The organism is Microbacterium oxydans (assembly GCF_026559675.1).
In the GTDB taxonomy this organism is placed as follows: Bacteria; Actinomycetota; Actinomycetes; order Actinomycetales; family Microbacteriaceae; genus Microbacterium; species Microbacterium oxydans_D.
Genome location: NZ_CP092891.1, coordinates 520,296 through 543,705, shown reverse-complemented (window position 1 = coordinate 543,705; position 23,410 = coordinate 520,296). Strand labels below are relative to the sequence as shown.

Below are 23,410 nucleotides of genomic sequence, written 5' to 3'. Positions count from 1 at the left end.
GGAGGTCTCGTCTCCCTCGCTGCGCTCCGTCGCTAAACGCCCGGGAGGGAGGACCCCGACCCGCTCAACGACCGGGAGGGAGGACACCCCGACGCACTCAACGACCGGGAGGGAGGACCCGGTCGTTGAGCGAGCGAAGCGAGACGAAACGGTCCGGCCTACTCCCGCTTCTCCCCGCCCGGCGCCGGCGTCTCCGGAGCGCCCGTCTCCGGGGCCTTCGTCTCCGGGGCCTTCGTCTCCGGCGCCTTCGTCTCGGGTGCCGGGGTCTCCGGCGCCTTCGTCTCGGGTGCCTTCGTCGCCGGGGCCTTCGTCGCCGGGGCCTTCGTCGCCGGAGCCTTCGCCGCGGGGACGTCGACCGTCACCACGGTGCGGACCGCCGAGTCGCCGTACTGCACGAGCCCGAGATAGCGGGTGCCGGCGGTGAGTCCGGACCAGCTGAGCTCGTAGCTCGTCTTCACGCCGCGGACCGCGGCGATCGGGTTCGGCGTCGCGGTGAACGCGCCCGCTCCATCGGGCTGCACGTCGGCGTGGGTCATGTCCCACGTCATCGGTCCCGTCGTCGAGTACACGTTCGCCACCACGAGGTACGTCCCGGGGGTCGGCGCGGGGATCGTGACCTGCTCATCCGCCGAACCGGTCGCCGACTGCCACCGCTGGTAGTACTGCAGGTCGTCCGGGCCCACGACGCGGTACACCGTGAGGTCGAGGTCGCTGCCCTCGTCATCCGACGAGTCGAGGTCGAACCGCGAGAGCGTGGTGCCCTCGGGTACGTCGACGATCCACGCCACGTCCTTGTTCGCGTCGCCCGAGTTCTCGTCGCCCGAGTGCCCCGCGACGGGGTTGTCCGGGTCGGTGAGCAGCTCGAACGGCGTGAGACCCGAGAGGTCGAGCGCCAGATCGCCGTCGAGACCGGGGGTGATCTGCACCGGGATGCTGCCGTCGACGCCGCTGCCCGACACCTCGGCCGGGGCATCCGCCGTCACCGGGAACACCGCGATCGGGGAGCGCACCGTGTTCTTCTTGCTCTTCCAGGTCAGCGAACCGGTGGCCCACTGCTCGACGGGTGCGCTGGAGTTGTCGAACGTGACCGTGAAGGTCTTCGTCTGCCCCGGCTTGTCGAACGTCAACTGCGACGGCGTGACCTTCACGTTCACGCCGGGCACGGCGGCCTTCGCGGTGAAGACCCCCTTCTCGGTCGAGGTGACCGCACGGGTGACCGTCTGCGCGCTGGCCAGCGAGCCGATCGAGATCGACGCCTGGTTCAGGTCGCTGCCGTCGATGGGGTCGATGCCCGGGAAGTCCGACAGGCCCTTCCCGTCGAGGAACGCCGCCCAGTCCTTCACCCCGTTGAGGTAGAGGAGGCCCGGGTTCAGGTACCGCTTCGGATCGACCTGCCCCGCGCCCTGCTCGAACGGATCCGTGTTCTTCGACCCGTCCGGGAGCACCGTGTCGTACGCGGTGGTCATCATCGCCGATCGGATCTCCGCGGGCGTCGCCTTCGGGTGCTCGCCGAGGTACAGCGCGCCCAGACCCGCGACGTGCGGGGAGGCCATCGACGTGCCGGAGAGGATGCCGAAGGTCGGCTTCTCCCCCGGGGCGTTGTTCGTCGCCGCGAGGATCGCGACGCCGGGCGCCGCGACATCCGGCTTCAGCACATCGCTGCCGTCGGCCAGCATCGGTCCGCGACTCGAGAAGCCCGCGATCTGCGGCGTGGGAGTGGTGACGCCCGTGGTGTTCGCACCGACGAGCGTGATCGGACGGTCGACGCCGCCCTGCACGTAGGCGAGCACGGCCGCACGGTGCGCGGCGGCCAGGTGCACCGTCGGGACGGCGTGGAAGTCGTTGTCGAGCGAGTCGGCCCCGCCCGGCACGTTCACCAGGACCATGCCCTTGCCGCCGGCGTCCTTCACGACCTGCGACTTCTCAGCACGCGCGTTGTTGCCGCGATCGCAGACCACGATGTGTCCCGCGACCTTCGCCGGGTCGAGTGTCCCCGGCAGGCAGAGCTGCGCGTCGGCGGCACCCGCCGCCGCAGCATCCGCCGCCGCGATCGACGGCCCGGTGACCTTCTTGCCGAACGGCACGCTCACCGAGGCTCCGGCCTGCGCGAAGCCGGGGAACTGCACCGTGCCTTCCCAGGTCGGGATGGTGGATGCCGCGACGGTCGTGTACCAGGGCGACGCGTGGTCGGCCGTGACCGGGTCGGGACCGTCGTTGCCGGCGCTGGTAGCGACGAAGACGCCCGCGGCCGCGGCGTTGAAGAACGCCAGGTCCTCCGGCGACATCACGGTGCTCGCCGCGCCCCCGCCGATCGAGTAGTTGATCACGTCGACGCCGTCGGCGACGGCCTGGTCGATCGCGGCGACGAGGTCGCTCAGCGCGCAGATGTCGTCCTCCGTGATGGTCACGTCGGGTCCGACGTAGCAGGCCTTGTACGCGGCGACCTTGGACGCCGGTGCGACGCCGGAGATCGTTCCGAAGTCGACGCCCTCGACGGCCGCCTTGACCTTGAAGTTGCCGGCAGCCGTGCTCGCGGTGTGCGAGCCGTGGCCGTCGCCGTCACGCGGCGAGAGGTAGTCGTACTGGAAGTCGAAGCCCGCGGCCGCGGCTCCCGCGGAGAAGTACTGGCCGCCGATCAGCTTGGACGAGTAGGCGCGCTTGTCCCAGTCCTGGCCCTCGACCATCGTGGAGCGGAACTGGCCGCCGTCGGACTTGTCGAAGTAGACGTAAGTGCCGTCGGTGTAGGGCTGGCCGCCCTTGTGCCGGCTGTGCTGCTTCTTCTGCTTCTTGAGCTTCTTGCCCTCGAACGACGGGTGCTCGGGGGCGATGCCGGTGTCGATCACACCGACCACGACACCCTCTCCGGCCTTGTCGACTCCACCGGTCTGCTGCCAGACGCCGCCGCGACCCTTGCGGTCGTCTCCGAGTCCGAGATAGGAGGTCGAGGTCTGCGCATCGGGGTGGCGGATCTCGTCGGGATAGACGCCGAGGACGTCCTTGGACGCACGCAGTGTGTCGACCTGGGCGCCGGTGAGGTCGGCGCTGAAGCCGTTCAGCACGACCTGGTAGGTGGTGTCCGGCGTGACGCCGATCTGTCCGGCGAGGTCGGTCTGCTCTGTCTGGAGGTGCTCCACGTACCGCTGCGACTCCTGCGACTGCGTCTCGAGCTGCTCACCCTCGGCCGGCTTCGTCGCCTTCAGCCCCTTCACGTCGCCCTCGTAGCTGGCGAGGGGGTCGGCCTTCATGACCACGATGTAGTGCCCGGGGGTGCCTGCGACGGGGACGGGATGCGTCACCTCCTCCGTCGCCGCGTAACCGGTGGTGGCCGTCGATGCGATGAACAGCGTGGCCAGGGTGGTGGCTGCTGCCATCCGGAGGGGTGTTCGACCCATGTCGTGCTCCCGATGATCACGGTGCGACCTCGTTGCCACACCGCGGCCAACATAGTCCTGCCCTCGCCGATCGGTCCGAGATCTGGTCGATCGGTCAGTACCGCTTCGCCGATCGGCCAGGGTTATCCACGGTCTGCCTCCCGATAGGTCGACAGTAAGCTGGAGAGGTGGCCCGTACCTCCGTCCTGTCGACCCGAGTACTGCTCGTCTGCGCGGCGATCGGAGTCGCGACCGGCATCCTCGCCGGTATCGCCGGATGGCTGACTCCCGTGCTGCTGGCGAGTCCGCTGCTGTTCCTCTACGGGCTCCTGCTCGGCTCGCACGTCCTGCCCGGCATCATCGCGCAGGAGGTGCTGCGCCTCCCGCTCGTCGCGCTGATCACGCACGTCTTCGCCGCGCTGATCGCGAGTGCCTTCAACCCGGCCTGGGCGCTGCGGTTCATCGGCACGGCGCTGCTGTTCGGCCTCATCCAGGAGGGCGTCGCGGCACTCACCCGCTACCGCGCCTGGGGGCCGTGGCGCTTCTTCATCTCCGCCGCGGTGATCGGCGTCTTCGTCGCGGTGATCGTGTTCTTCGCTGCGCATCTCTCCGTCATGCCGCTGTGGGCGCAGATCCTCTACCTCGCGATCTCGGTGCTCGGCCCCATCGCCTGGACGGCGGTCGGCCTCGCCATCGGCACGGCTCTGCGCAAGGCCGGAGTCGCTCGACGCTGACGCTCGTGCGCGTCACCGGCGGGTCGATTGCCGGGCGACGGTTGGCTGACGGTTGGTCGATGACGGCTCGATGGCGATTCAGGTAAGGCTCAGCTAAGTTAGACGGGTACGATCCGCCGACCCGGGACTCCGCCGTGCGCCCATCTGCGCCCCTGATCCGCGTGCGTGAGCTCTCCCTCACCCACGCCGATGCCGCGCACCCCTCGCCCCGCGATGTCACGTTCGACATCCACGCCGGCGAGGTCGTGCTGCTGCTCGGTCCGTCCGGCTCCGGCAAGTCGACGCTCACCCTCGCCCTCAACGGGCTGATCCCGCACGCGCTGTCGGCGAGCATGGACGGCACGGTCGAGGCCGGGGGCATCGACACGGCGAGCGCGCAGACGGCGACGCTGAGCACCCATGTCGCGATGGTGTTCCAGGACCCGGATGCGCAGATCGTCACGGGAACGGTGTACGACGAGGTGGCGTTCGGCCCCGAGAACCTGCTGCTCCCCCTCGACGTGGTGCAGAGCAGGGTCGAGGAGGCGCTGCGCCGGGTCGGCCTCTGGGAGCGTCGCGACGACAACCCGGACCACCTCTCCGGCGGCGGACGACAGCGCCTCGCGATCGGGTGCGCCCTCGCCATGGGTTCGCCGCTGATCGTGCTCGACGAGCCGACCGCCAACCTCGACCCGCAGGGCATCGACGACGTCTACGCGGCCCTCGCAGATGTCGTGCACGCCGGGGACCGCGCCATCCTCCTGGTCGAGCACAACCTCGATGCAGCCATGGCCTTCGTGACGCGCACCATCGTGCTCGACCGCGAGGGCCGGGTCGCCTTCGACGGGCCCGCCGCCGAGGTCATCCGCGACCATGCGGACGAGCTGCTCGGGATGGGAGTCTGGCTGCCCGGGGCGACGCTCGCCGCGCTGCGGCTGCGCGAGCAGGGTCATGCGTTCGACGTGCTGCCGCTGACGCCGGATGAGCTCGCGGGTGCGCTCGCCCGTGCGGACGTCTCGTCTCACTCCGTGCCCTCCGACGTCTCGCCTCACTCCCTGCGCTCCGACGCCACGTTCCACTCTGCGCGCTCGACGACCGGGGTGGGGGCGAGCGGGGACGCCCGGTCGTTGAGCGAGGAGCGCAGCGACGAGACGAAACGCCCCGAGCCGATCATCCTGGCACGCGGGCTGACCGTCCGACGGCGGCGCACCGAGATCCTGCACGGGATCGATCTCGACCTCGAGCCCGGCAGCCTCACCGCCATTGTCGGCGCGAACGGTGCGGGCAAGACGACGCTGATCCAGGCGCTTGCGGGCGTGGTGCCGCCGCCGCGGGGCCAGGTCGTCGTGGACGGCATCGACCCCGGGACCGCCTCTCCACGCGACCTCGCTGCCCGCATCGGCTTCGTGTTCCAGAACCCGGAGCATCAGTTCATCGCACACACGGTCTTCGACGAGCTGGCGCACGGGCTCCGGCTGCGGCGCGTGCCCGAGGACGAGATCGCGACGCGCGTCGACGAGATGCTGGCGCGGTTCGGACTCGAGCACAAGAAGGACGTGCACCCGTTCCTGCTGTCCGGTGGCGAGAAGCGGCGGCTGTCCGTGGGCACGGCGCTGATCACCCGCCCGCGCGTGCTGGCGCTGGACGAGCCCACGTTCGGGCAGGACAGGGCGCGGGCCGCCGAGCTCCTCGACCTGCTCGCCGGCCTGCGCTCCGAGGGCACGACGATCGTGATCGTGACGCACGACCTGCAGCTCGTCGCGGAGCACACCTCCCACGTCGTGATCCTCGCGGACGGCCGCGTGCGAGCGGTCGGCCCGACCGCCGAGCTGTTCCAGGATGCGCAGCTGTTCGCCGATGCGGGGCTCCGCATGCCGGCACTGCAGCGGGTGCTCGCCTCCGCCGGTCTCGGGGTGTCGCCGTGAGCACCGTCGCCTTCGATCCCTACGCCCGGATGACGGCGACCTCTCGTCGACAGTTCCTCTACGCCCTGAACCCGCTCGCGAAGGTGGCGGGCTTCGCCCCGGCGATGGTGCTGCTCGTGTTCGTGCGGGATCTCGCGACGCCGGCCGCCTTCCTCGCGCTCGCCTACGCCCTGATCCTGGTCGGCACCCGCCTCACCGGCAGGCTGCTCGCCCTGCTGCTGCTCGCCCTCCCGGCCGGCATGGTGCTGATCGGCGTCGGCTTCTCACTGTGGGTGGATGCCGGACTCGTCGCCGACACCGCTCCGGTCGTGCGGATCGGCGGCTGGACGCTCTACGGCGGCGCGCTCCTGATCGGGTTCGCGACCGCTCTGCGACTCGGCTCGATCGTCGCCCTGGCGCTCATCGGCGGACTCACGACGAGCGGCCCCGACCTCGTGCGGGCGACCGTGCAGCAGCTGCGGGTGCCGTACCGCATCGGCTACACCGCGCTGGCGGCGTTCCGCTTCGTCCCGCGGTTCGGTCACGAGCTCGCGGTCATCCGGGCGGCCCATCGGGTGCGCGGGTACCACGGCGGCCGCGGACCGTTCGCACGCATCGCTCGCGGCTGGGGCTACATCGTGCCGCTGCTCGCGGGCGCCATCCGTCATGCCGAACGCGTCGCGCTGGCGATGGACTCCCGGGCTTTCGGCGCGCACGCGACGCGCACCGAGCGACACCTGGTCCCGTTCCGCACGCGGGACACCGTCTTCACCGTGGCGACGTTGCTGGCCTCGGCCGCCATCTTCGTCGTGTTCTTCCCCTGGCAGCTTCCCTGAAAGGCGCCCGATGGCATTCAGCAAGATGGTCAAGCCCGAGACGACGGAGCTCATCCAGCTCACGGTGCTGCGGACAGAGCGATTGTCCGCCCACTGGATCCGCGTGACGCTGGGCGGCGGCGAGATCGAGAAGTTCCGGCCGATGGGCTTCGACCAGTGGTTCAGACTGTTCCTGCCGATCGGCGGTGACGCCGGGCTCGATCGGGTGCCGGCGAAGGCCAACAAGATGTTCGGTTACCTGAAGTTCCTGCGCATCCCCGACGGCGAGCGCCCGGTGATGCGCAACTACAGCGTGCGGGCTCACCGTCCGGCCACGGCGGATGCGGGCGCAGAGATCGATGTGGACTTCGTGCTGCACGGCTCTGCCGCCGACGGCACGGCCGGCCCGGCGTCGCGCTGGGCCGAGACCTGCCGTCCGGGCGAGCACGTGCTGATCATCGATGAGGGACTCACCTTCAACCCGCAGCGCGGTATCGACCGTGTCGTGCTCGTGGGTGATGAGACGGCTCTGCCGGCGATCGCCTCGATCTGCGCGTCTCTGCCGGCGAGTGCGGTCGGCACGGCGATCATCGAGGTGCCGAGTGAGGAGGATGCGCTCGAGTTCCCGCATCCGTCTGGCATCGAGGTCGTGTGGATCGTGCGGCCCCATGCTTCCGCCCCCGGGACCCTCGCCCTGGAGACGCTGGCTCGTACGGCTCTGCCCGATGCGCCGTTCCACGCCTACGCGGCGGGCGAGCAGGCGCTCGCCTCCGGAGTCCGCAAGCACCTCGTCGGTGAGCGCGGTGTGGACAAGAACGACGTGAGCTTCTGCGGATACTGGAAGATCGGCGCCGCCTCGCCCGCCTCGAAGGCCGCCCGCGAGGCCGCTGCGGAGCCGCTGGCATGAGCGGCACGGATGCGGAGGGCGACGTCCCCCGCTCCGACACCGCTCGCTCCGACGCCCCTCGCCCTGACGTCCTTCGCTCCGACGTCCCTCGCTCCGACGCCGCCGTGCCGGCTTCGACGGCTGGGCGACGGTTCCGGTTCCCGACGGCGATCCTGCTGACGTGCGCGGCGCTCGGTGTAGCGGGCGGGTTGCTCCTCGCGCCGGCGAACTGGGTGTCGACGATCCTGTTCCCCGGGTTGCCTTTCGTGAGCGTCGCGCTGGCGGGACTCTGGCTGTTGCCTTCGGTCATCGCCCTGCGTCTGCTGAGGCGACCGCTGGTCGGCTTGCTGGTCGGGCTGCTCGCCGGGCTGGTGATCGTGCCGTTCTCGGGGTACGGGTTCCGGAGCGTGGCGACGAATCTGTGGTGGGCGGCCTTCACCGAGCTGGCATTCCTGTTCGTTCTCTGGCGCTACTGGGGCACTTGGATGCATTACCTCGGCGCTGTGGTCGCCGGCGTCGTATATCCCGCGCTCGCCTGGGCGTCGTTCAACCTCGGCGAGTTCACCCTCCCCGTGCAGGTGTTGTTCTTCGTCATCACCATGGCGAGCTGTGTCGGTGCCACGGCCCTCGGCATCCTCATCGCCGATCGCCTCCGGAAGGCCGGTGTCGGCGGACGCGCGCCACGGCCCCGAACCCGTCGGCGTCAATGAGCGAGAGCTCCGAGTTCTGCGACCGATCCCCGATCTCCGCGATCTGACGTCTGAGCAGAGGCCCCTCGCTCCGCGCTCGGCGCTCGGCGCTCTGTGCTCTGTGCTCTGTGCTCTGTGCTCTGTGCTCTGTGCTCTGTGCTCTGTGTTCTGTGTTCTGTGTTCTGTGTTCTGTGCTCTGTGTTGCGCGCTCTGCGCTCTGCGGCCGACCACGGCCGCGCCGTCAGCCCACGCCACCAGACCACGCCACCAGACCACGCCGCCACGCCGCGCCCTCAGACCACACCGCCAGGCCGCGTTGTCAGGCCGCATTGTCAGATCACGCGCTCGCACCACGCCACCAGATCACACCGTCAGAGCACACCGTCAGGCGGCGATGTCGAAGCGCGCGCGGCCGCCGAGTCGCGGGGTGCGAGCGGGGTCGACGCACGACGGAGGGAGGAACCACACCCGCGCGGGACCACGGGAACCACCGCGACCACCGCGACCACCGGCACCACCGCGACCACCGGGACCACCGGGCGCCCCGGCGTCGATGCGGATCTCCCACCCGTTGTCGTGGATGCGATGATGGCACGTCTCGCACAGCAGCACCCCGTTGGACAGATCTGTCGGACCACGGTCGCGTCTCCACCACCGGAGGTGATGCGCCTTCGTCATCTCCGGCGGCAACCCGCACATCGCGCACCCCCCGTCACGCTCCACCAACGCCAACCGCTGCGCCCGAGTGAACAACCGCTTCTCCCGGCCCCAATCGAGAACCTCACTGTCCCCGCCGAGGACACACGGGATGACCCCACCCCCGGCCGCCATCCGCCGCACCGCCCCGACGCTGACCGGCTGATCGACCCCGTCGATCGTCGCCGACCCGGTACCGGCCTCCAGATCTTCCACCCGCACCCGCACCACGACTGTCGCCCCCGCGACCGGAACCCGCCGCTCACACCCCAGCACGTGCGCACAGAACACAGCCAGCGCATCGGCCTGGATCATCGGCACCGTCCGCCGATCCGCATCCGGAGCATCCGCGTCAGGACCGTCTTTCCGCGCCGCGAACGCCGCCGTCACGAACCCCCGGATCGCGGTCACCACCGGCGCCGCGGACTCGACATCGAGCACCGCATTCAGATGCACCATCCCATCCCGCTCGAACAGTGACAAAGCACGCTTCCCCCGCCGCTCCTCCTCACGCGATTCGACCCCGTCCGGGTCCAGCCAGGCCTCCGCCCGGACCACGAGCTTGCGCACGTCATCGAGCGCCAACCCCGCCGCCTTCTCGACCAGCATCCGCTCCCCCTCGGCGATGCGCTCCGCTCCCGCGGCCACCCGGCATCGCTCCAACAGTGCGATGATCACCGCCGCCGCCTGGGCGCTCAACCTCCCCGAGTCCAACGCCTCGCGCACCGCGGGATACTTCGCCGGCAAGACCACGCCGAGCAGATCCGCCCGGGGCGCGGTGGCCTCTCCCACGCGCACCAATCGCGACGCATCACCTGTCGACACCCCGGTGGTCGCGGCGATCAGCTTCGCCGGGCTGCGAAACCCCTGCTGCTTCGCGAGACTCTCCGCCCCCAACGCAGGACGGGACTCCTCTGCGATCCGCCCGGCGACCGCGACCTGCACGGCACCGAGACGGCGCTGCACCACCCCGATCGCATCCGTGACCGCGATCAACTGCGCACGAGACAGATCGGCGGCATCTTCCGCACCCGACCACGCGGTCGCGAGGCGACTCATCGCCTCGTTCAACCCGGTCAAAGTGGACATGCTTCATTCTAACCGGAGTAACACGTTACCTTCGAAGCTTTGCGCGATTCCATCCCGGAATTCTGCACGAAATCAACACGTCACTCCTCCTGCACAAACACACAACATTCGCACTTATCCACGAAGAGCGCTTCGCCCACCGAGAGGCACCCCAGCGCCCACCTCACCGCGTATCCGCGAACAGCCCCATGACCTCGGGCCCCATCTCCACCTGACTCAGCACGATCCCGAACGAGCCATCCCGATCGATCCAGAAGTCCGTCCCCTGCCCGCCGGACCACCCGTAGCGCCCGGCGCTCTCGCCCTCGGTCTCCATCGCGACGCCGAAGCCCCAGCCCGTGCCCTCCCAGAACCCCGGGAAGAAACTGTCCTCGGTCTTCGCGCTCGACGGGACTTGGTCGGTGCGCATCAGCTCGAGCAGCTCCGGCTCGAGGAACACCTGCCCGTCATGCCGACCGCCCGCGGCGAGCATCCCGGCGAAGGCCGCATAGTCGGCAGCGGTCGACACGAGCTCCGAGTGGCTGAGATCGAACGGCGCCGGGGCGACCGAGAATCCTCCCGCCGCAGGCTCCACCTCGACCAGCGCCCCCTCCTCGTGGCGATACGCCGCAGGGAGGCGATGCGCCTTCGCCACCGGCACCGTGTATCCGGTGTCGACCATGCCGAGAGGCCTGAAGAGGTCCCGCTGGAGATGCTCCTCCAGCGAACCGTCGACCACCCGCGAGAGCAGGATGCCGAGGATGCCGAAGGAGTGGTGGTACCGCCATCCGGTGCCGGGTTCGAAGGCGAGCGGCAACGCGGCGAGCGCGGCCAGCCACTCCTGGGCTCCCATCGCCACCGGCTCCTGTCCCGCAGCCGTCCGGTTCGCGATCATCGCCTCCGCGAGCGGCGACGGTGCCACCTGTACGTCGTACCCCGAGGTGTTGGTGAGCAGATGCCGCAGCGTGATCGGCGTCTTCGCCACCTCGACGTCATCGAGCGCGGCATCCGGCGAGCGCAGCACCCGACGGTCCGCGAGCTCGGGCAGCCATCGCTCGATCGCATCGTCCAGACCGAGGCGCCCGTCCCGCACGAGGCGCAGTGCGGCGACCGCGAGGATCGGCTTCGTCATCGACTGGATGCGCACGATCGCGTCCGCCCGCAGGTCACCGGCCGTGACGATCTCGACCCGCCCGCCCGGGGCGCCGAGCACACCGACGATCCCCGGCGCGGTGCCCCGAGCGACGTGGTCATCCAGGATCCGCTCCAGCGAGTGCGTCATGCCCCGATTCAACCCGGCGGCAGCACCCCTGTCCATGCCCCGACACGATTCGCCCGGAAACGCGAAGAGGCCCCGGATGCGGCATCCGGGGCCTCTTCGCGCGACGAGAGGTCAGCGCTTGCCGGCGATCTGCCGTCCGACGATCTCGCGCATGATCTCGTTCGTGCCGCCGTAGATGCGGTGCACGCGGGCGTCGAGGAAGGCGCGGGCGATCGGGTACTCGGTGATGTACCCGTAGCCGCCGTGCAGCTGCACACCGGTGTCGAGCACCTCCCACTCGCGCTCCGTCGCCCAGAACTTGACCTTCGCGGCTTCCTCGGCCGACAGCTTGCCCTGCGAATAGGCGAGCAGCGCGCGATCGATGTACGCCCAGAGCGCGTCGACCGTGGTGGCCATGTCGGCGATCTTGAAGCGGGTGTTCTGGAAGTCGATGATCCGCTCGCCGAACGCCTCGCGGTCCTTGGTGTACGACACGGTCCAGTCGAGGGCGGCCTGTGCAGCCGCGGCGCCGGCGACGCCGATCGACAGGCGCTCGAGCGGCAGGTTCATCATGAGCTGGATGAAGCCCATGCCCTCCTTGCCGCCGATGAGGTTCTCCTCGGGCACGAAGACGTCGCTGAACGAGAGCTCGGCGGTGTCGTGCCCGTGGAAGCCCATCTTGTTGAGCTTCTTGCCGTGATCGAAGCCCTCCATGCCGTTCTCGATCAGCACCAGGCTGAACGCGTCGGGTCGGTTGCCCTCACCGGTCTTGACGAAGGTGACGACCAGGTCGGCGGTCTTGCCCGATGAGATGAACGTCTTGGCGCCATTGACGATGTAGCCGCCGTCGGTCTTCTTGGCGGTGGTCTTGATGCCGCGCAGGTCGCTGCCGGCCCCGGGCTCGGTCATCGCGAGAGCGCCGACCACCTCGCCGGTGGCCATGCGGGGCAGCCACTTCTCCTTCTGCTCCTGCGTGCCCATGTGCACGAGGTACGGCACGGCGAGATCGTCCTGGATGCCGAAGGCACCCGCGAGCGACCCGGCACCGGCTGCGATGACCTCTTCGTTCACGATCGCGCGGAAGCGGTAGTCCTGGAGCATCCCGGCGCCGCCGAACTCCTCGGGGACCGAGAGTCCGATGATCCCCGCCTCGCCCGCGGCGAGCATCGTGGCGCGGTCGACCTCTCCGTCGGCGTCCCACCTCTCGATCGCCTCGTTCGTCACGTGGCGCTTGACGAAGTCCTTGACCAGGTCCCGGAATGCCTCGTGGTCCTCGTCGTAGATGTCGCGTTCCATGCCGTCCTCCTGAACGTGTCGTGCATCGTTGCTCCGGTGATTCTACGGCGCAGAACGCGGCCCGGACAGGACGTTGTGAGAATGCATCCCATAAGTCTTGACACTGGGTACCGCGGTTGTCGGATGCCGCAGAACAGCCGTTTCCACGTTTCCTCCGATGCGTGCGCGACCGGCCGCAGGTAGGCTCCGCGTATGCAGGAAGTGTGGCCGTACATCTCGGCGATGTGGACGACCGTCGCCCTCCTCGCGGGCGGATATGCCCGCACGCGCAATCGCTCGGCTCTGGCCTGGTTCGTGCTGACGCTGACCTTAGGGCCGATCGCCGCGTTCTTCCTCGTGGTCATGTCGCCCGTCCCGCAGCGCGCCGCCACCGCGGAACGACCCACCGCGGAACGAGCCGCCGAGAGACGACCCGCCGACTGACGGACACGACGACCGACCGCTGTCAGTGGGCGTAGTCGGGTGCCGCCGGCAGACCGAAGAACTCCTCGAGGGTGTGGAACCCGCCGTCGTGATATGCCGCGGCGAGGTCGACGCCGACGTAGCGGAGATGCCACGGCTCCGGCGCGTAGCCGGTGACCGGGGTGCCGACCTGCTCGTACCGCACGATGAACCCGTACTCCCATGCGTGCGCCGCGACCCAGTCGCTCTGCGACGTCCCGCCGAACCCGTCGAGCCCGCCGCAGCCCGCGCCGCACGCGACCACGTCGAGAGCGAGACCGGTCTGGTGCTCGCTGTGACCGGGGCGCGCCGACCCGGCATCCGCATCCTCCTGGCCCTGCGATCTCACATGGGAGTCGTACGTCGTCACCTGCAGGCCGTAGGACCGGTAGCCGTTGTTCGCACCGATGCGCCCGACACCCGCATCCGCCGCCGCGTCGGCCATCGCCCCCACCGCCGCCGCCACGTCGACCCGCACCCGGCCGGACGGGGTCGTCATCTGCAGCGGCACCGAGTCGAGATCGGACGGCTCGAACTCCGGCGGCCGGAGGGGCAGGGACTTGTTCACGACGACCCAGAGACGCGCCGGATCCCGCAGCGAGATGCACGGCGCATTGCCGGCGACCACGGCCTCGCGGAAGCGCGCGCCGCCCCCGAAGCCCGCGATCGTCGCCGCGTCGTCGCCGCTCGCGAGGGACTGCTGCACGGTCGGCTCCGCGCACGGGTCGGCAGCGGTCGTGGCCCCCACCTGCACGGTCGGCACCTGCATGACCGCGACCGGCTCCGGCATGGCGGGGACATCCGGCGACGTCGCCGGGACGGATGCGATCGAGAGCAGCATCCCGAGCGCGGTCACGGCGACGCCGATCGGCAGTGCGGGCCCGCGGATCGGGGACCGCGGAGCCGCATGCTGAGCGTGCGGCGTGAAGGGCATTGGTCCATCTTCTCATTCGAAGATAGGTCGCACAGTCGCTTGCGTTAAGCTCGTCCTTCTGTTCGAATGGATGCATGCGGTGGCAAGGACAGAAACTCGGCGAGACGGATGCCGCCGCGCTGCCCGGACTCGAAGACCGGTCGAGCGTGCTGCGCTCGGTCACCACGCCCGAGTTCGCCGGCATGACCTTCCACGAGGTGCTGTCGCGGTCGGCCCTGAACCACGTGCCCGGCGCCTCGCGGATGCCGTTCGCCTGGACGATCAACCCCTATCGCGGATGCAGCCATGCGTGCGTGTACTGCTTCGCCCGTGGGACGCACGAGTACCTCGACCTCGACGGAGGCGCCGACTTCGACTCGCAGATCGTCGTCAAGGTGAACGTGGTCGAGGTGCTGGAGAGGGAGCTGCGGAAGGGGAGCTGGCAGCACGAGACCGTCGCGCTCGGCACCAACACCGACCCGTACCAGCGGGCCGAGGGTCGGTACAAGCTCATGCCCGGCATCATCCAGACACTCGCCGCGTCCGGCACGCCGATGTCGATCCTCACCAAGGGCACGCTGATCCGCCGCGACATCCCGCTGCTCGTGAAGGCCGCGCAGCGGGTCCCCGTCGACGTGCAGATGTCGATCGCGATGTACGACGACGACCTGCAGAAGACCATCGAACCGGGAGCCCCGACGACGCAGGCCCGCCTCGACACCGTGCGCGCACTGTCCGATGCGGGATTCCGGGTCACGGTCTTCCTCATGCCGATCATGCCGCACATGACCGACTCGCTCGAAGCGATCGACAGCGCCCTCCTGCGCATCAAGGAGGCCGGGGCCCGCAGCGTCATCTACGGAGCGCTGCACCTCCGCGCCGGCGTCAAACCGTGGTTCTTCCAGTGGCTCGAAGCGCACCGGCCCGACCTCGTCTCCTCGTACCGCGGGCTCTACCCCGGCGTCTCCGCGGAAGCGCCGAAGGCGTACCGGCAGTGGCTGGCGAAGCGCGCGCGCCCACTCATCCGCATGCACGGACTCGACGGCCGCCACGAAGACGACTACCCGCGGCGCGACCGACCGGCGTTCACCCCGTCGCCCGTGACGGCGACCGCCACGCCCGCGACGCAGCCGATGCTGTTCTGAACCCGCGAGGCAGCCTCCGGTCGGACCGACTCCCCCGGCCGCGTAGGCTCGGGAGCATGGCGATCGGTTCCACCATCCACACTTTCGAGGTGCAGCTCGCTGACACCGATCGCGGCGTCTACGAGGACTACTCGCTGCGCGTCGCCCGGCATCCGTCCGAGACCGACGCCTATATGCTCACCCGCGTGCTGGCGTACGGGCTCGAGTTCGCCGAGGGCATCGCATTCGGCGGCAGCATCTCGTCGACCGAGGAGCCGGCGGTGCTCGTGCGCGACCTCACCGGACTGATCACCGCGTGGGTCGAGATCGGAGCGCCCGACGCCGAGCGGCTCCACTACGGCAGCAGGCTCGCCGAGCGCACGGTCGTGTACACCCACCGCGACCCCGCCAAGGTGATGGCGCCGTGGACGGACAAGCGCATCCATCGCCGCGAGGACATCCGCGTGTACAGCTTCGACCCCGGGTTCATCGACTCCGCGGCGGCCCTGATCGAACGCCGCAACACCATGACCCTCACCGTGACCGAGAGCGTGATCTACCTCGACCTCAACGGCACGAACCTCACCTCCGCCGTGCACACACACGCACTGGCCTGACCCCCAGTCGCGCTCGCGTCCCCCTCCCCCTCCCGACCCGTCGAGTGCACGGGTTCTCGCCGAACGCACGACTCCTTCGCGCGCATAACCCGTGCACTCGCGAGCATCCCGTGCACTCGGCGACGCCGGAGGGGACGGAGGAGGCCGGAAAGGTGGGGCGGCGGGAGGCGGGGACGCAAAGGCCCCGCCCCGCGGATGCGGGACGGGGCCTTTTGCGTCGGAGAGGATCAGGCCGTGAGGTCGGCGGCGGTCGGCACGCGACCGGCGATCTCCTCGATGATGTCGTCGTCGAGGCGCGCGTTCTCGAACGGCGCGTCGATCTCGGCGCGGTCGAGCAGCTCGGTCATGCGACGCTGACGCTGACGCGTGATCAGCGTGACGACACGACCCGAGCGACCGGCGCGGCCGGTACGGCCCGAACGGTGCAGGTACGTCTTGTACTCGTCGGGAGCGTCGGCCTGGACGACCAGGTCGATGTCGTCGACGTGGATGCCGCGGGCGGCGACATCCGTGGCGACGAGCACGTTCACGCGACCAGAGGTCAGACGCTCCAGGTTGCGCGTGCGCTTGGCCTGGTTCAGGTCACCGTGCAGCGAGACGGCGGGAATGCCCGCGTCGTCGAACTGCTCGGCCAGCATGTCGGCGTAGGCACGGGTGCGGGCGAAGACCAGCGTCTTGCCGGCACGGTCGACGAGCGACGTGAGGATGTCGGCCTTGTCACGGTGCTCGATCACGAGCACGCGGTGCTCGATCGTGCTGGACTCCTGGTCCTCACCGGCGACCTCGTAGACGGCCGGGTCGACGAGGAACTCGTCGACGAGAGCCGCGACCTCACGGTCGAGCGTGGCCGAGAACAGCAGCTTCTGGCTGCCGTCGGCGGTGTGACGCAGGATGCGCTGCACCGGCTCGACGAACCCGAGCTCGCACATGTGGTCGGCCTCGTCGAGCACCGCGATGCGGCAGTCGGAGAGGTCGAGCTTGCCCTGGTTGATGAGGTCCTCGACGCGACCGGGCGTACCGATCACGATGTCGACGCCCTTCTTGAGCGCGCCCACCTGGCGGCCCTGCGGCACACCACCGTAGATCTGCGTGGTGAACAGGCCGACGCTGCGGGCGATCGGCTGGATCGTGCGGTCGATCTGCAGCGCGAGCTCACGCGTCGGAGCGAGGATGATCGCGCGCGGCGACCGCCCGAACTCACGGCGCTTGCCGGCCTGCGACTGCAGCACGCGCTCGACGAGCGGAGCGCCGAAGGCGATGGTCTTGCCCGAGCCGGTGCGGCCGCGGGCGAGGACGTCACGTCCGGCGAGGACGGCGGGGATGCTGGCGGCCTGGATCGGGAACGGCGTGGCCGCGCCCATGCCGACGAGGGTCTCGACGATGTTCGAGCCGAGGCCCAGGTCGCCGAAGGTCACACCGTCGACCTCGACAGCCGCGACGGACTTCGCCTCGAGGCGCTCGTGCACGACATCGTCGCCCGGGGTGAACTTCGCACCGGTCGACTCAGGACGGCTGGTGGCGTTCCAGTCGTTCCGGCTCGGGCGCTCGTTGCGCGCCGGACGCCCGCGGGTGTCGGAGGTCAGCGGGCGCGGACGCTCGGTGCGGTACGCGCCACCGGTCGACGGACGCGAACGCTCGTCACGGCCGCCCTCATACGAACGCTGCGTGCGGTCGCGGTCGAAAGCCCGGCGTGCGCGGTCGGCGTCGTAGGAGCGCTCGGGGCGCTCGGTCCCGCGATCGTTCGACCGGGTGCGGTCGCCGCCGCGGTCGTCACGACGCGGACGCTCGTCGCGGTCGAACCGGGGACGCTCGCCGCCACGGTCGCTGTTGTACCGAGGGCGCTCGGCGCCACGGTCGCTGTTGTACCGGGGACGCTCGGCACCACGCCGATCGTCACGAACCGGACGTCCACCGTCGCGGTGGTCGTTGTCGCGGAAGCCCTGGCGCTGGGTGCCGGCACCGCGATCGTTGTTGTACCGGGGGCGGTCGCCGCCGCGCTCGTCGCGGTAGGTGCCGGGACCGGTCGGGCGCTGTCCGCCACGGTCATCCCGACGGGCACGGTCGTCGAAGCGGCCGCCGCCGCTGGGCCGGTCGTTGTACCGGGGACGCTCGGAGCGCTCGTCGTTGCGGTGGTGCGGGGCCTCGCGACGTCCGGACTCCGCGCGGTTGCGGATGCCCCGGGCCTCGTCGCGGCCGGCGCGCTCCGACGCACCCCAGCGCTGCTTGGGCGCACCGGACTCGGCCTCGGCCGGGCGGTAGCCGCGGTGGCCGGCGCTGCGGCTGCCGGGACGACGGTCGTAGCCGCCGGCGGACGCGGTGCGGCGGTCGCCGGCATCCGCGCGTCCACCGCGCTCGTCGCGCGCGCCGTCACGGGCCGGAGCACCGTTGTGACGGTCGTGGAAGGAGGTCTTCTTCGCGCCGTAGCGCGGCTCGAAATTCGCGGAGGGGCGTCCGCCGCGGGGCTTCTTGTTCTTCGGCATTGCGTTTTCTTCCTGTGTTCTCGCACGAGAACAGCGCCGCGCGCACGCGCGAGCACCCTGCGCGTGGTCGGACTCGACCAGCGGGGTTCCGGACTGTCAGCGGCCGGGGCCATTCATGTGATGGTTGATTAGCGTCGAGCGACGCTCACCATCGGCCCCTGGACTCACACTTCATACACAGAAAACGTCCACGCCAATGCGCGGGTGTCCGAAGCCGACCGTCCGATACTACCCGAGACACCTGAGAGAGTGCCGACGCAGGGGTGGCCGTACGATGACGAGGTGAGTACCGCTTCCCCCACCGGCGCCCAGATCCACCTCCAGCTCGGCGATGCCACCGCGCAGATCGCCCAGGTCGGCGCATCCCTGCGGTCGCTGCGCATCGGCGGTGTCGACCTCGTGCCGCCCTATCCCGTCGACCAGCCGACGCCGGCCTGCTCCGGCGTGATCCTCGCGCCATGGCCGAACCGGGTGCGGGACGGGCGCTGGGACGACGACGGCACCCCGCGCGCGCTCGCGATCACCGAGCCGAAGCTGAACAACGCCAGCCACGGCCTGCTGCGGTTCACGGCGTACGAGGTGTCGCACACCGACACGGAGGCGGTGCTGCGGGCGACGATCGTGCCGCAGACCGGCTACCCGTACCTGATCGAGACGAGCGTGACCTACGCGCTCACCGCTGACGGCATCGAGGTGACGCACGAGCTCACCAACCGCTCGACCACTCCGGCCCCCGTCGCCCTCGGCACCCACCCGTTCGTGACGATCGGCGACGTCGATCCGCACGACCTCGTGCTGCGGGTTCCCGCCGAGACGGCGTTCGTCACCGACGAGCGGATGCTGCCGACCGGCACCCGCCCGGTCGAGGCGGCGCTGCGCGACGGGGTCCGCCTCGGAGACGTGACCCTCGACACCGGCTTCACGGACCTCGCCCGCGACACCGACGGCCGCGTGCGCCACTCGCTCACCGCGCCCGACGGTCGGCGCGTGACCCTGTGGCAGGGCGAGGGCTTCGACTACGTGCAGGTGTACACCACGCCCGCGTATCCCGGTCAGCCCCTCGCGGTCGCGATCGAGCCGATGACCGCACCCGCCGATGCCTTCAACAGCGGCCTCGGCGTCCGCCGCCTCGGCCCCGACGAGACCTGGACCCTGCACTGGGGCATCACGTTCATCCCCGGTCGTTGAGCGAGGAGCGCAGCGACGAGACGAAACGTGCCGCCCCCGCGAACACGGGCACCACGTTTCGTCTCGCTCCGCTCGCTCGACGACCGAGCGCAGGAGCTGTCCGCCTGTGCGGCTACTCCCCGCGCTCGCGCATCTCGCGCCGCGTCAGCTGCGGGGCGTGCGGCAGGCCCGACGCGTCCACCAGCACGGGCTGAGCGGAGGCGACGGCAGCGCCGGAGGCGTCCGGTCCGACCGGCGCATCCGGCTTCGCAGCCCCCTCGGCGTCCGGGCCACCCGCCTTGCGGGCACGTCGCCGCTCCTTGGCGCCCTCGACGAGGTTGTAGAGCGTCGGCAGCACGATGAGCGTCAGCACGGTCGAGGAGATCAGACCGCCGATCACGACGATCGCGAGCGGCTGCGAGATGAACCCGCCGTGCCCGGTGATGCCGAGCGCCATCGGGGTCAGCGCGAAGATCGTCGCCAGCGCGGTCATGAGGATCGGTCGCAGACGCTTCTCCCCACCGGCCTTCACCGCGTCGATGGTCGACAGACCCTTCTCCCGGTACTGGTTCACGAGGTCGACGAGCACGATCGCGTTCGTCACCACGATGCCGATGAGCATCAGCACACCGATCAGCGAGGCGACGCCCAGCGGCACACCCGTGACGATCTGCAGGAGGATCGCCCCGGTCGCCGCGAACGGCACCGACACGAGCAGCAGCAGCGGCTGGCGCAGCGACTTGAACGTCGCCACCATCACCACGTAGACGATCAGGATCGCCGCGAGCATCGCGAGGCCGAGCTGGGAGAACGAGTCCGCCTGCTGCGACGCGACGCCGCCGACCTCGGCCGAGGCGCCGTCGGGCAGATCCACCGCGGCGAGCGCCTCGTTTACCGACTGCGTGGCGGTGGCGAGGTTGTCGGATGCCGGGGGCACCGTGATCGTCGAGGTGCGGCGACCCTGCTCGGTGGTGATCGAGGTCGGGCCGTTCTGCTGCTCGACGGTCGCGATGTCCTGCAGCTGCACGATGCCGGTCGGCGTCGGGATCGCGAGCTGCTTCAGCGCGTCGACCGTGGTCGGCGGGTTCGGCGACACGATGTAGACGGTCAGCGCGGTGTCGTCGATCTCGACGGACCCGGCCTGCTGCGGGCGCATGGTGTTCGAGACGATCGAGCCGACCGCGACCTCGGACAGACCGCGCTGCGCGGCCGCCTCACGGTCGACCACGACGGCGATGTACGGCAGCGCGGCGGCGAGATTGTCCGTGACCTGACCGACGCCCGCACGACCGTCCAGCTCCTTGACGAGGCTGCTCGTCGCGGTCTGCAGGTCGTCGGCGTTCGAGGCCGTGACCGTGATCTCGATGTCGCTGGAGCCGAAGCCCGCGGAGGCCGCGACCGACACCTCGCCCACGTCGTCGCCGAGGCCGTCGATCGCGTCCTGCACGTCGGCACGGAGCTTCTCCTGGTCGGCGTCGCCGTCCGTGAGAACGGAGTAGGTGATGCCGGCACCGCCCGAGAACGCATCGCGCAGCGCGGAGCCGCTCGATCCGATCGAGGCCTGCACGTGCTCGATGCCGTCGATGTCCAGCAGCGCGTCCTCCACGGAGACCGCGGCATCCGACTTCGCCTGGAGGCTCGCGGTGGGACCGAGGTCCTGCGTGACGGTCATGGTGTTCTGACCGGAGTCGCTGAGGAAGTTGATCTTCATGAGCGGGGCAGCGGCCAGCGTGGCGCCGAGCACGACGACGGCGAGGATCACGGTGAGGCCGGAGTGCTTCAGCGTCCATCCGAGGATGGGCCGGTAGACGCGCTGCAGCTGCGTCGGCGGCGCATCCGGGTGCTCCGGGTCGATGACGTTGCCGTGCTCGTCGACGAGCTCCTTGCCCGGCTTGAGGAACCAGTAGGCGAGCACCGGGACGATGGTGAGGGCGACCAGGAGCGAGGCGACCATCGCGATGGTCACGGTCATGGCGAACGGCCGGAACAGTTCACCGACCATGTCGCCGACGAAGACGATCGGCAGGAACACCGCGACCGTCGTGATCGTGGATGCCGTGATGGCCATGGCGACCTCGCGCACCGCGAGGCGGATCGCATCACCCTTGTCGGCATCGCCGACGTAGTGGCGTTTGATGTTCTCGATCACGACGATCGAGTCGTCGACGACTCGACCGATCGCGATCGTGAGCGCGCCGAGTGTGAGCACGTTGAGGGAGTATCCGAACGCCTGCAACCCGATGAACGTGATGAGCACGCTGGTCGGGATCGAGATCGCCGTGACGAGGGTCGATCGGATCGACATCAGGAAGATCAGGATGATGATCACCGCGAACACCAGGCCGAGCAGGCCCTCGGTCGCGAGCGTCTCGATCGACTGCACGATGAACGGCGCCTGGTCGAAGATCACCGTGAACTCGGCGTCGGGGAATGCCTTGCCGATCTCGTCGAGCGCGGCGATGACGCCGTTCGACACCTCGACCGTGTTCGCGGCGGGGAGTTTCGTGATCGAGATCGAGAGCGCGTCCTTGCCGTCGACCCGGGAGATCGACGTGACGGGATCGGACTCCTGCACGACCGTGGCGACGTCGCCGATGGTGACGTCGGTTCCGACCAGCGGGAGCGCCGCGATCTCCTTGACCGAGGTGATCTTCGCACCGGTCTGCACCGTGAGCGTCTGGCCGTCCGCGGTGATGTCGCCACCGGGGAACAGGGTGCCGTTCTGCTGCAGGGCCGTGCTGATCGCCTGCGAGCTCTGCCCTGCCGCCGCGAGCTTCGCGGTGTCGGGCGTGATGCTGATGCGCTGGCCCACGCCGCCGACGATCTCTGCGGCGTTGACGCCGTCGACGTCTTCGAGCTCGGGGATCGCGACGGACTCCAGCTCGGCCTGCGCGTTGTCGGCGTCCTCGAATCCGGTCACCGCGACCTGGATCACCGGGAAGTCGTCGATCGACACCGAGAGCACCTGCGGACTCACATCCTCGGGCAGCTGCGAGGAGATGCGGTTGATCGCCTGCTGGATCTTCTGCTCGGCGGTGGCGAGGTTGGTGCCGTAGGCGAACATCGCCTGCACGATCGAGGCGTTGGTGGTGCTGGTCGCGGTGGTCGACTCGAGCCCGGGCACGCCCTGGATCGCCGCCTCGACGGGTGTCGACACGTCGTTCTCGACCACCTCGGGCGACGCGCCGGGGTAGGTCGTCATGACGACGAGGGCGGGCAGCTCGAGCGAGGGGATGAGCTCCTGCTTGAGGTTCGTGAGCGCGAGCCCGCCGAACACCGCCGCGACGATGGTGATCAGGGCGATGAGCGCACGGTTCTTCAGGCTCAGGATGGCGAGTTTCGACAAGGCGGTTTCCTCGGTGTCAGGGTGTGGCTGTCGCTGCGGAGGGAGTGGAGACGGAGTCTCCGAGGATCCGCGCCAGTGCGGACTCGATGAAGGACTGTGCAAGACGGTCGTCGCGGATGTGCACGTTCCACATGACGCCGTCGATGAAGATCATCGCCGCTCGGGCCCGTTCTTCGCCATAGGTCGGCTCGAGCAGTTCGACGAGACGATCCGACAGGTGGCGGGCGAGCTCGCGCAGACGCGGGTCGTGCACGGCGGCGGTGACCACGGCGCGGTCGGCCTGGACCGCATGCGCGTCGTGCAGGCTCTCGAACACGAGGGCGGCGATCACGTCGGGGGTGTCACCGCGTTCGGTGATGGTCTGACGGACGCCGTCGAGGCGCGTGTCGACCTCCTCCGCGAGCGCTCGGAAAGCCGCGGTGCGGAGGTCGTCGAGCGTGTCGAAGTACTGGGTGGTCGCGCCGAGAGGGACTCCCGCGCGAGCGGCGACCATGCGGTGAGTGACGGCCTCGGCGCCCACTTCGACGATGAGCTCGGCGGCGGCGGTCACGATCTCCCGACGGCGCGCCTCAGGGTCACGTCGTCGACGCGATCCATCCACCATCGAGCACCCCCGGGACATC

17 protein-coding genes are annotated in these 23,410 nt (G+C 69.8%); 9 read left to right on the top strand and 8 right to left on the bottom strand.

Annotated elements, in window-relative coordinates; translation table 11 throughout:
• Positions 1 to 158 precede the first annotated feature (158 nt).
• Positions 159 to 3,371 (bottom strand): S8 family serine peptidase, encoded by a 3,213-nt coding sequence (locus MME74_RS02595; RefSeq protein WP_267417112.1) that lies wholly within the window; start codon positions 3,369 to 3,371, stop codon positions 159 to 161.
• 188 nt (positions 3,372 to 3,559) lie between these two features.
• Here MME74_RS02595 and MME74_RS02590 point away from each other — a divergent pair, with 188 nt between their 5' ends.
• The 5 genes from MME74_RS02590 (at position 3,560) to MME74_RS02570 (ending at position 8,399) form a co-directional block, all read left to right on the top strand.
• Positions 3,560 to 4,105, top strand: a complete 546-nt coding sequence (locus MME74_RS02590) for an ECF transporter S component (RefSeq protein WP_267417111.1) — start codon at positions 3,560 to 3,562, stop codon at positions 4,103 to 4,105.
• 134 nt (positions 4,106 to 4,239) lie between these two features.
• Positions 4,240 to 6,009 carry an ABC transporter ATP-binding protein gene (locus MME74_RS02585; RefSeq protein ID WP_267417110.1) on the top strand — a complete coding sequence of 590 codons (1,770 nt, stop codon included), beginning with the start codon at positions 4,240 to 4,242 and terminating at the stop codon, positions 6,007 to 6,009.
• Positions 6,006 to 6,824, top strand: coding sequence for an energy-coupling factor transporter transmembrane component T (locus tag MME74_RS02580; protein ID WP_416383332.1), 819 nt, complete (start codon positions 6,006 to 6,008; stop codon positions 6,822 to 6,824). The genes MME74_RS02585 and MME74_RS02580 overlap by 4 nt, the downstream gene beginning before the upstream one ends.
• A gap of 10 nt (positions 6,825 to 6,834) precedes the next feature.
• The gene (locus MME74_RS02575; protein ID WP_267417109.1) at positions 6,835 to 7,710 is read left to right on the top strand and encodes a siderophore-interacting protein; all 876 of its coding nucleotides are present in this window, start codon (positions 6,835 to 6,837) and stop codon (positions 7,708 to 7,710) included.
• The gene (locus tag MME74_RS02570) at positions 7,707 to 8,399 is read left to right on the top strand and encodes an ECF transporter S component (protein ID WP_267417108.1); all 693 of its coding nucleotides are present in this window, start codon (positions 7,707 to 7,709) and stop codon (positions 8,397 to 8,399) included. Before MME74_RS02575 ends, MME74_RS02570 begins: the two co-directional genes overlap by 4 nt.
• A 363-nt stretch (positions 8,400 to 8,762) precedes the next feature.
• Here the strand turns inward: MME74_RS02570 and MME74_RS02565 are convergent, their stop codons facing one another.
• The 3 genes from MME74_RS02565 to MME74_RS02555 all read right to left on the bottom strand — a co-directional run bounded on the left by MME74_RS02565 (position 8,763) and on the right by MME74_RS02555 (position 12,699).
• The gene (locus tag MME74_RS02565) at positions 8,763 to 10,163 is read right to left on the bottom strand and encodes an HNH endonuclease signature motif containing protein (protein WP_267417107.1); all 1,401 of its coding nucleotides are present in this window, start codon (positions 10,161 to 10,163) and stop codon (positions 8,763 to 8,765) included.
• 163 nt (positions 10,164 to 10,326) lie between these two features.
• Positions 10,327 to 11,424 carry a serine hydrolase domain-containing protein gene (locus MME74_RS02560; protein WP_267417106.1) on the bottom strand — a complete coding sequence of 366 codons (1,098 nt, stop codon included), beginning with the start codon at positions 11,422 to 11,424 and terminating at the stop codon, positions 10,327 to 10,329.
• A 111-nt stretch (positions 11,425 to 11,535) separates the two neighbouring features.
• Positions 11,536 to 12,699, bottom strand: coding sequence for an acyl-CoA dehydrogenase family protein (locus MME74_RS02555; RefSeq protein ID WP_267417105.1), 1,164 nt, complete (start codon positions 12,697 to 12,699; stop codon positions 11,536 to 11,538).
• Positions 12,700 to 12,891: 192 nt separating this feature from the next.
• Between MME74_RS02555 and MME74_RS02550 the strand changes: the two genes are divergently transcribed.
• Positions 12,892 to 13,122: a hypothetical protein gene (locus tag MME74_RS02550; RefSeq protein WP_267417104.1), complete on the top strand. Its 231-nt coding sequence runs from the start codon at positions 12,892 to 12,894 to the stop codon at positions 13,120 to 13,122.
• Between the two features lie 22 nt (positions 13,123 to 13,144).
• Here the strand turns inward: MME74_RS02550 and MME74_RS02545 are convergent, their stop codons facing one another.
• Entirely contained in the window at positions 13,145 to 14,074 is a 930-nt protein-coding gene (locus tag MME74_RS02545; protein WP_267417103.1) for a M15 family metallopeptidase, read from the bottom strand.
• A 74-nt stretch (positions 14,075 to 14,148) separates the two neighbouring features.
• On the opposite strand from MME74_RS02545, the gene MME74_RS02540 reads away from it, so the two are divergent.
• Positions 14,149 to 15,198 carry an Rv2578c family radical SAM protein gene (locus tag MME74_RS02540; protein WP_267417102.1) on the top strand — a complete coding sequence of 350 codons (1,050 nt, stop codon included), beginning with the start codon at positions 14,149 to 14,151 and terminating at the stop codon, positions 15,196 to 15,198.
• 56 nt (positions 15,199 to 15,254) lie between these two features.
• A complete protein-coding gene (locus MME74_RS02535) occupies positions 15,255 to 15,794 on the top strand; it encodes a YaeQ family protein (protein WP_267417101.1) in 540 nt (179 codons plus the stop codon).
• Positions 15,795 to 16,021: 227 nt separating this feature from the next.
• Here MME74_RS02535 and MME74_RS02530 read toward each other — a convergent pair whose 3' ends face one another.
• Positions 16,022 to 18,274 carry a DEAD/DEAH box helicase gene (locus MME74_RS02530; RefSeq protein WP_267417100.1) on the bottom strand — a complete coding sequence of 751 codons (2,253 nt, stop codon included), beginning with the start codon at positions 18,272 to 18,274 and terminating at the stop codon, positions 16,022 to 16,024.
• A gap of 282 nt (positions 18,275 to 18,556) precedes the next feature.
• Between MME74_RS02530 and MME74_RS02525 the strand changes: the two genes are divergently transcribed.
• Positions 18,557 to 19,462 carry an aldose 1-epimerase family protein gene (locus MME74_RS02525; protein ID WP_267417099.1) on the top strand — a complete coding sequence of 302 codons (906 nt, stop codon included), beginning with the start codon at positions 18,557 to 18,559 and terminating at the stop codon, positions 19,460 to 19,462.
• 112 nt (positions 19,463 to 19,574) lie between these two features.
• Here MME74_RS02525 and MME74_RS02520 read toward each other — a convergent pair whose 3' ends face one another.
• Positions 19,575 to 22,787: an efflux RND transporter permease subunit gene (locus MME74_RS02520; protein WP_267417097.1), complete on the bottom strand. Its 3,213-nt coding sequence runs from the start codon at positions 22,785 to 22,787 to the stop codon at positions 19,575 to 19,577.
• A 16-nt stretch (positions 22,788 to 22,803) separates the two neighbouring features.
• A complete protein-coding gene (locus MME74_RS02515) occupies positions 22,804 to 23,337 on the bottom strand; it encodes a TetR/AcrR family transcriptional regulator (protein ID WP_267417096.1) in 534 nt (177 codons plus the stop codon).
• Positions 23,338 to 23,410: the final 73 nt, after the last annotated feature.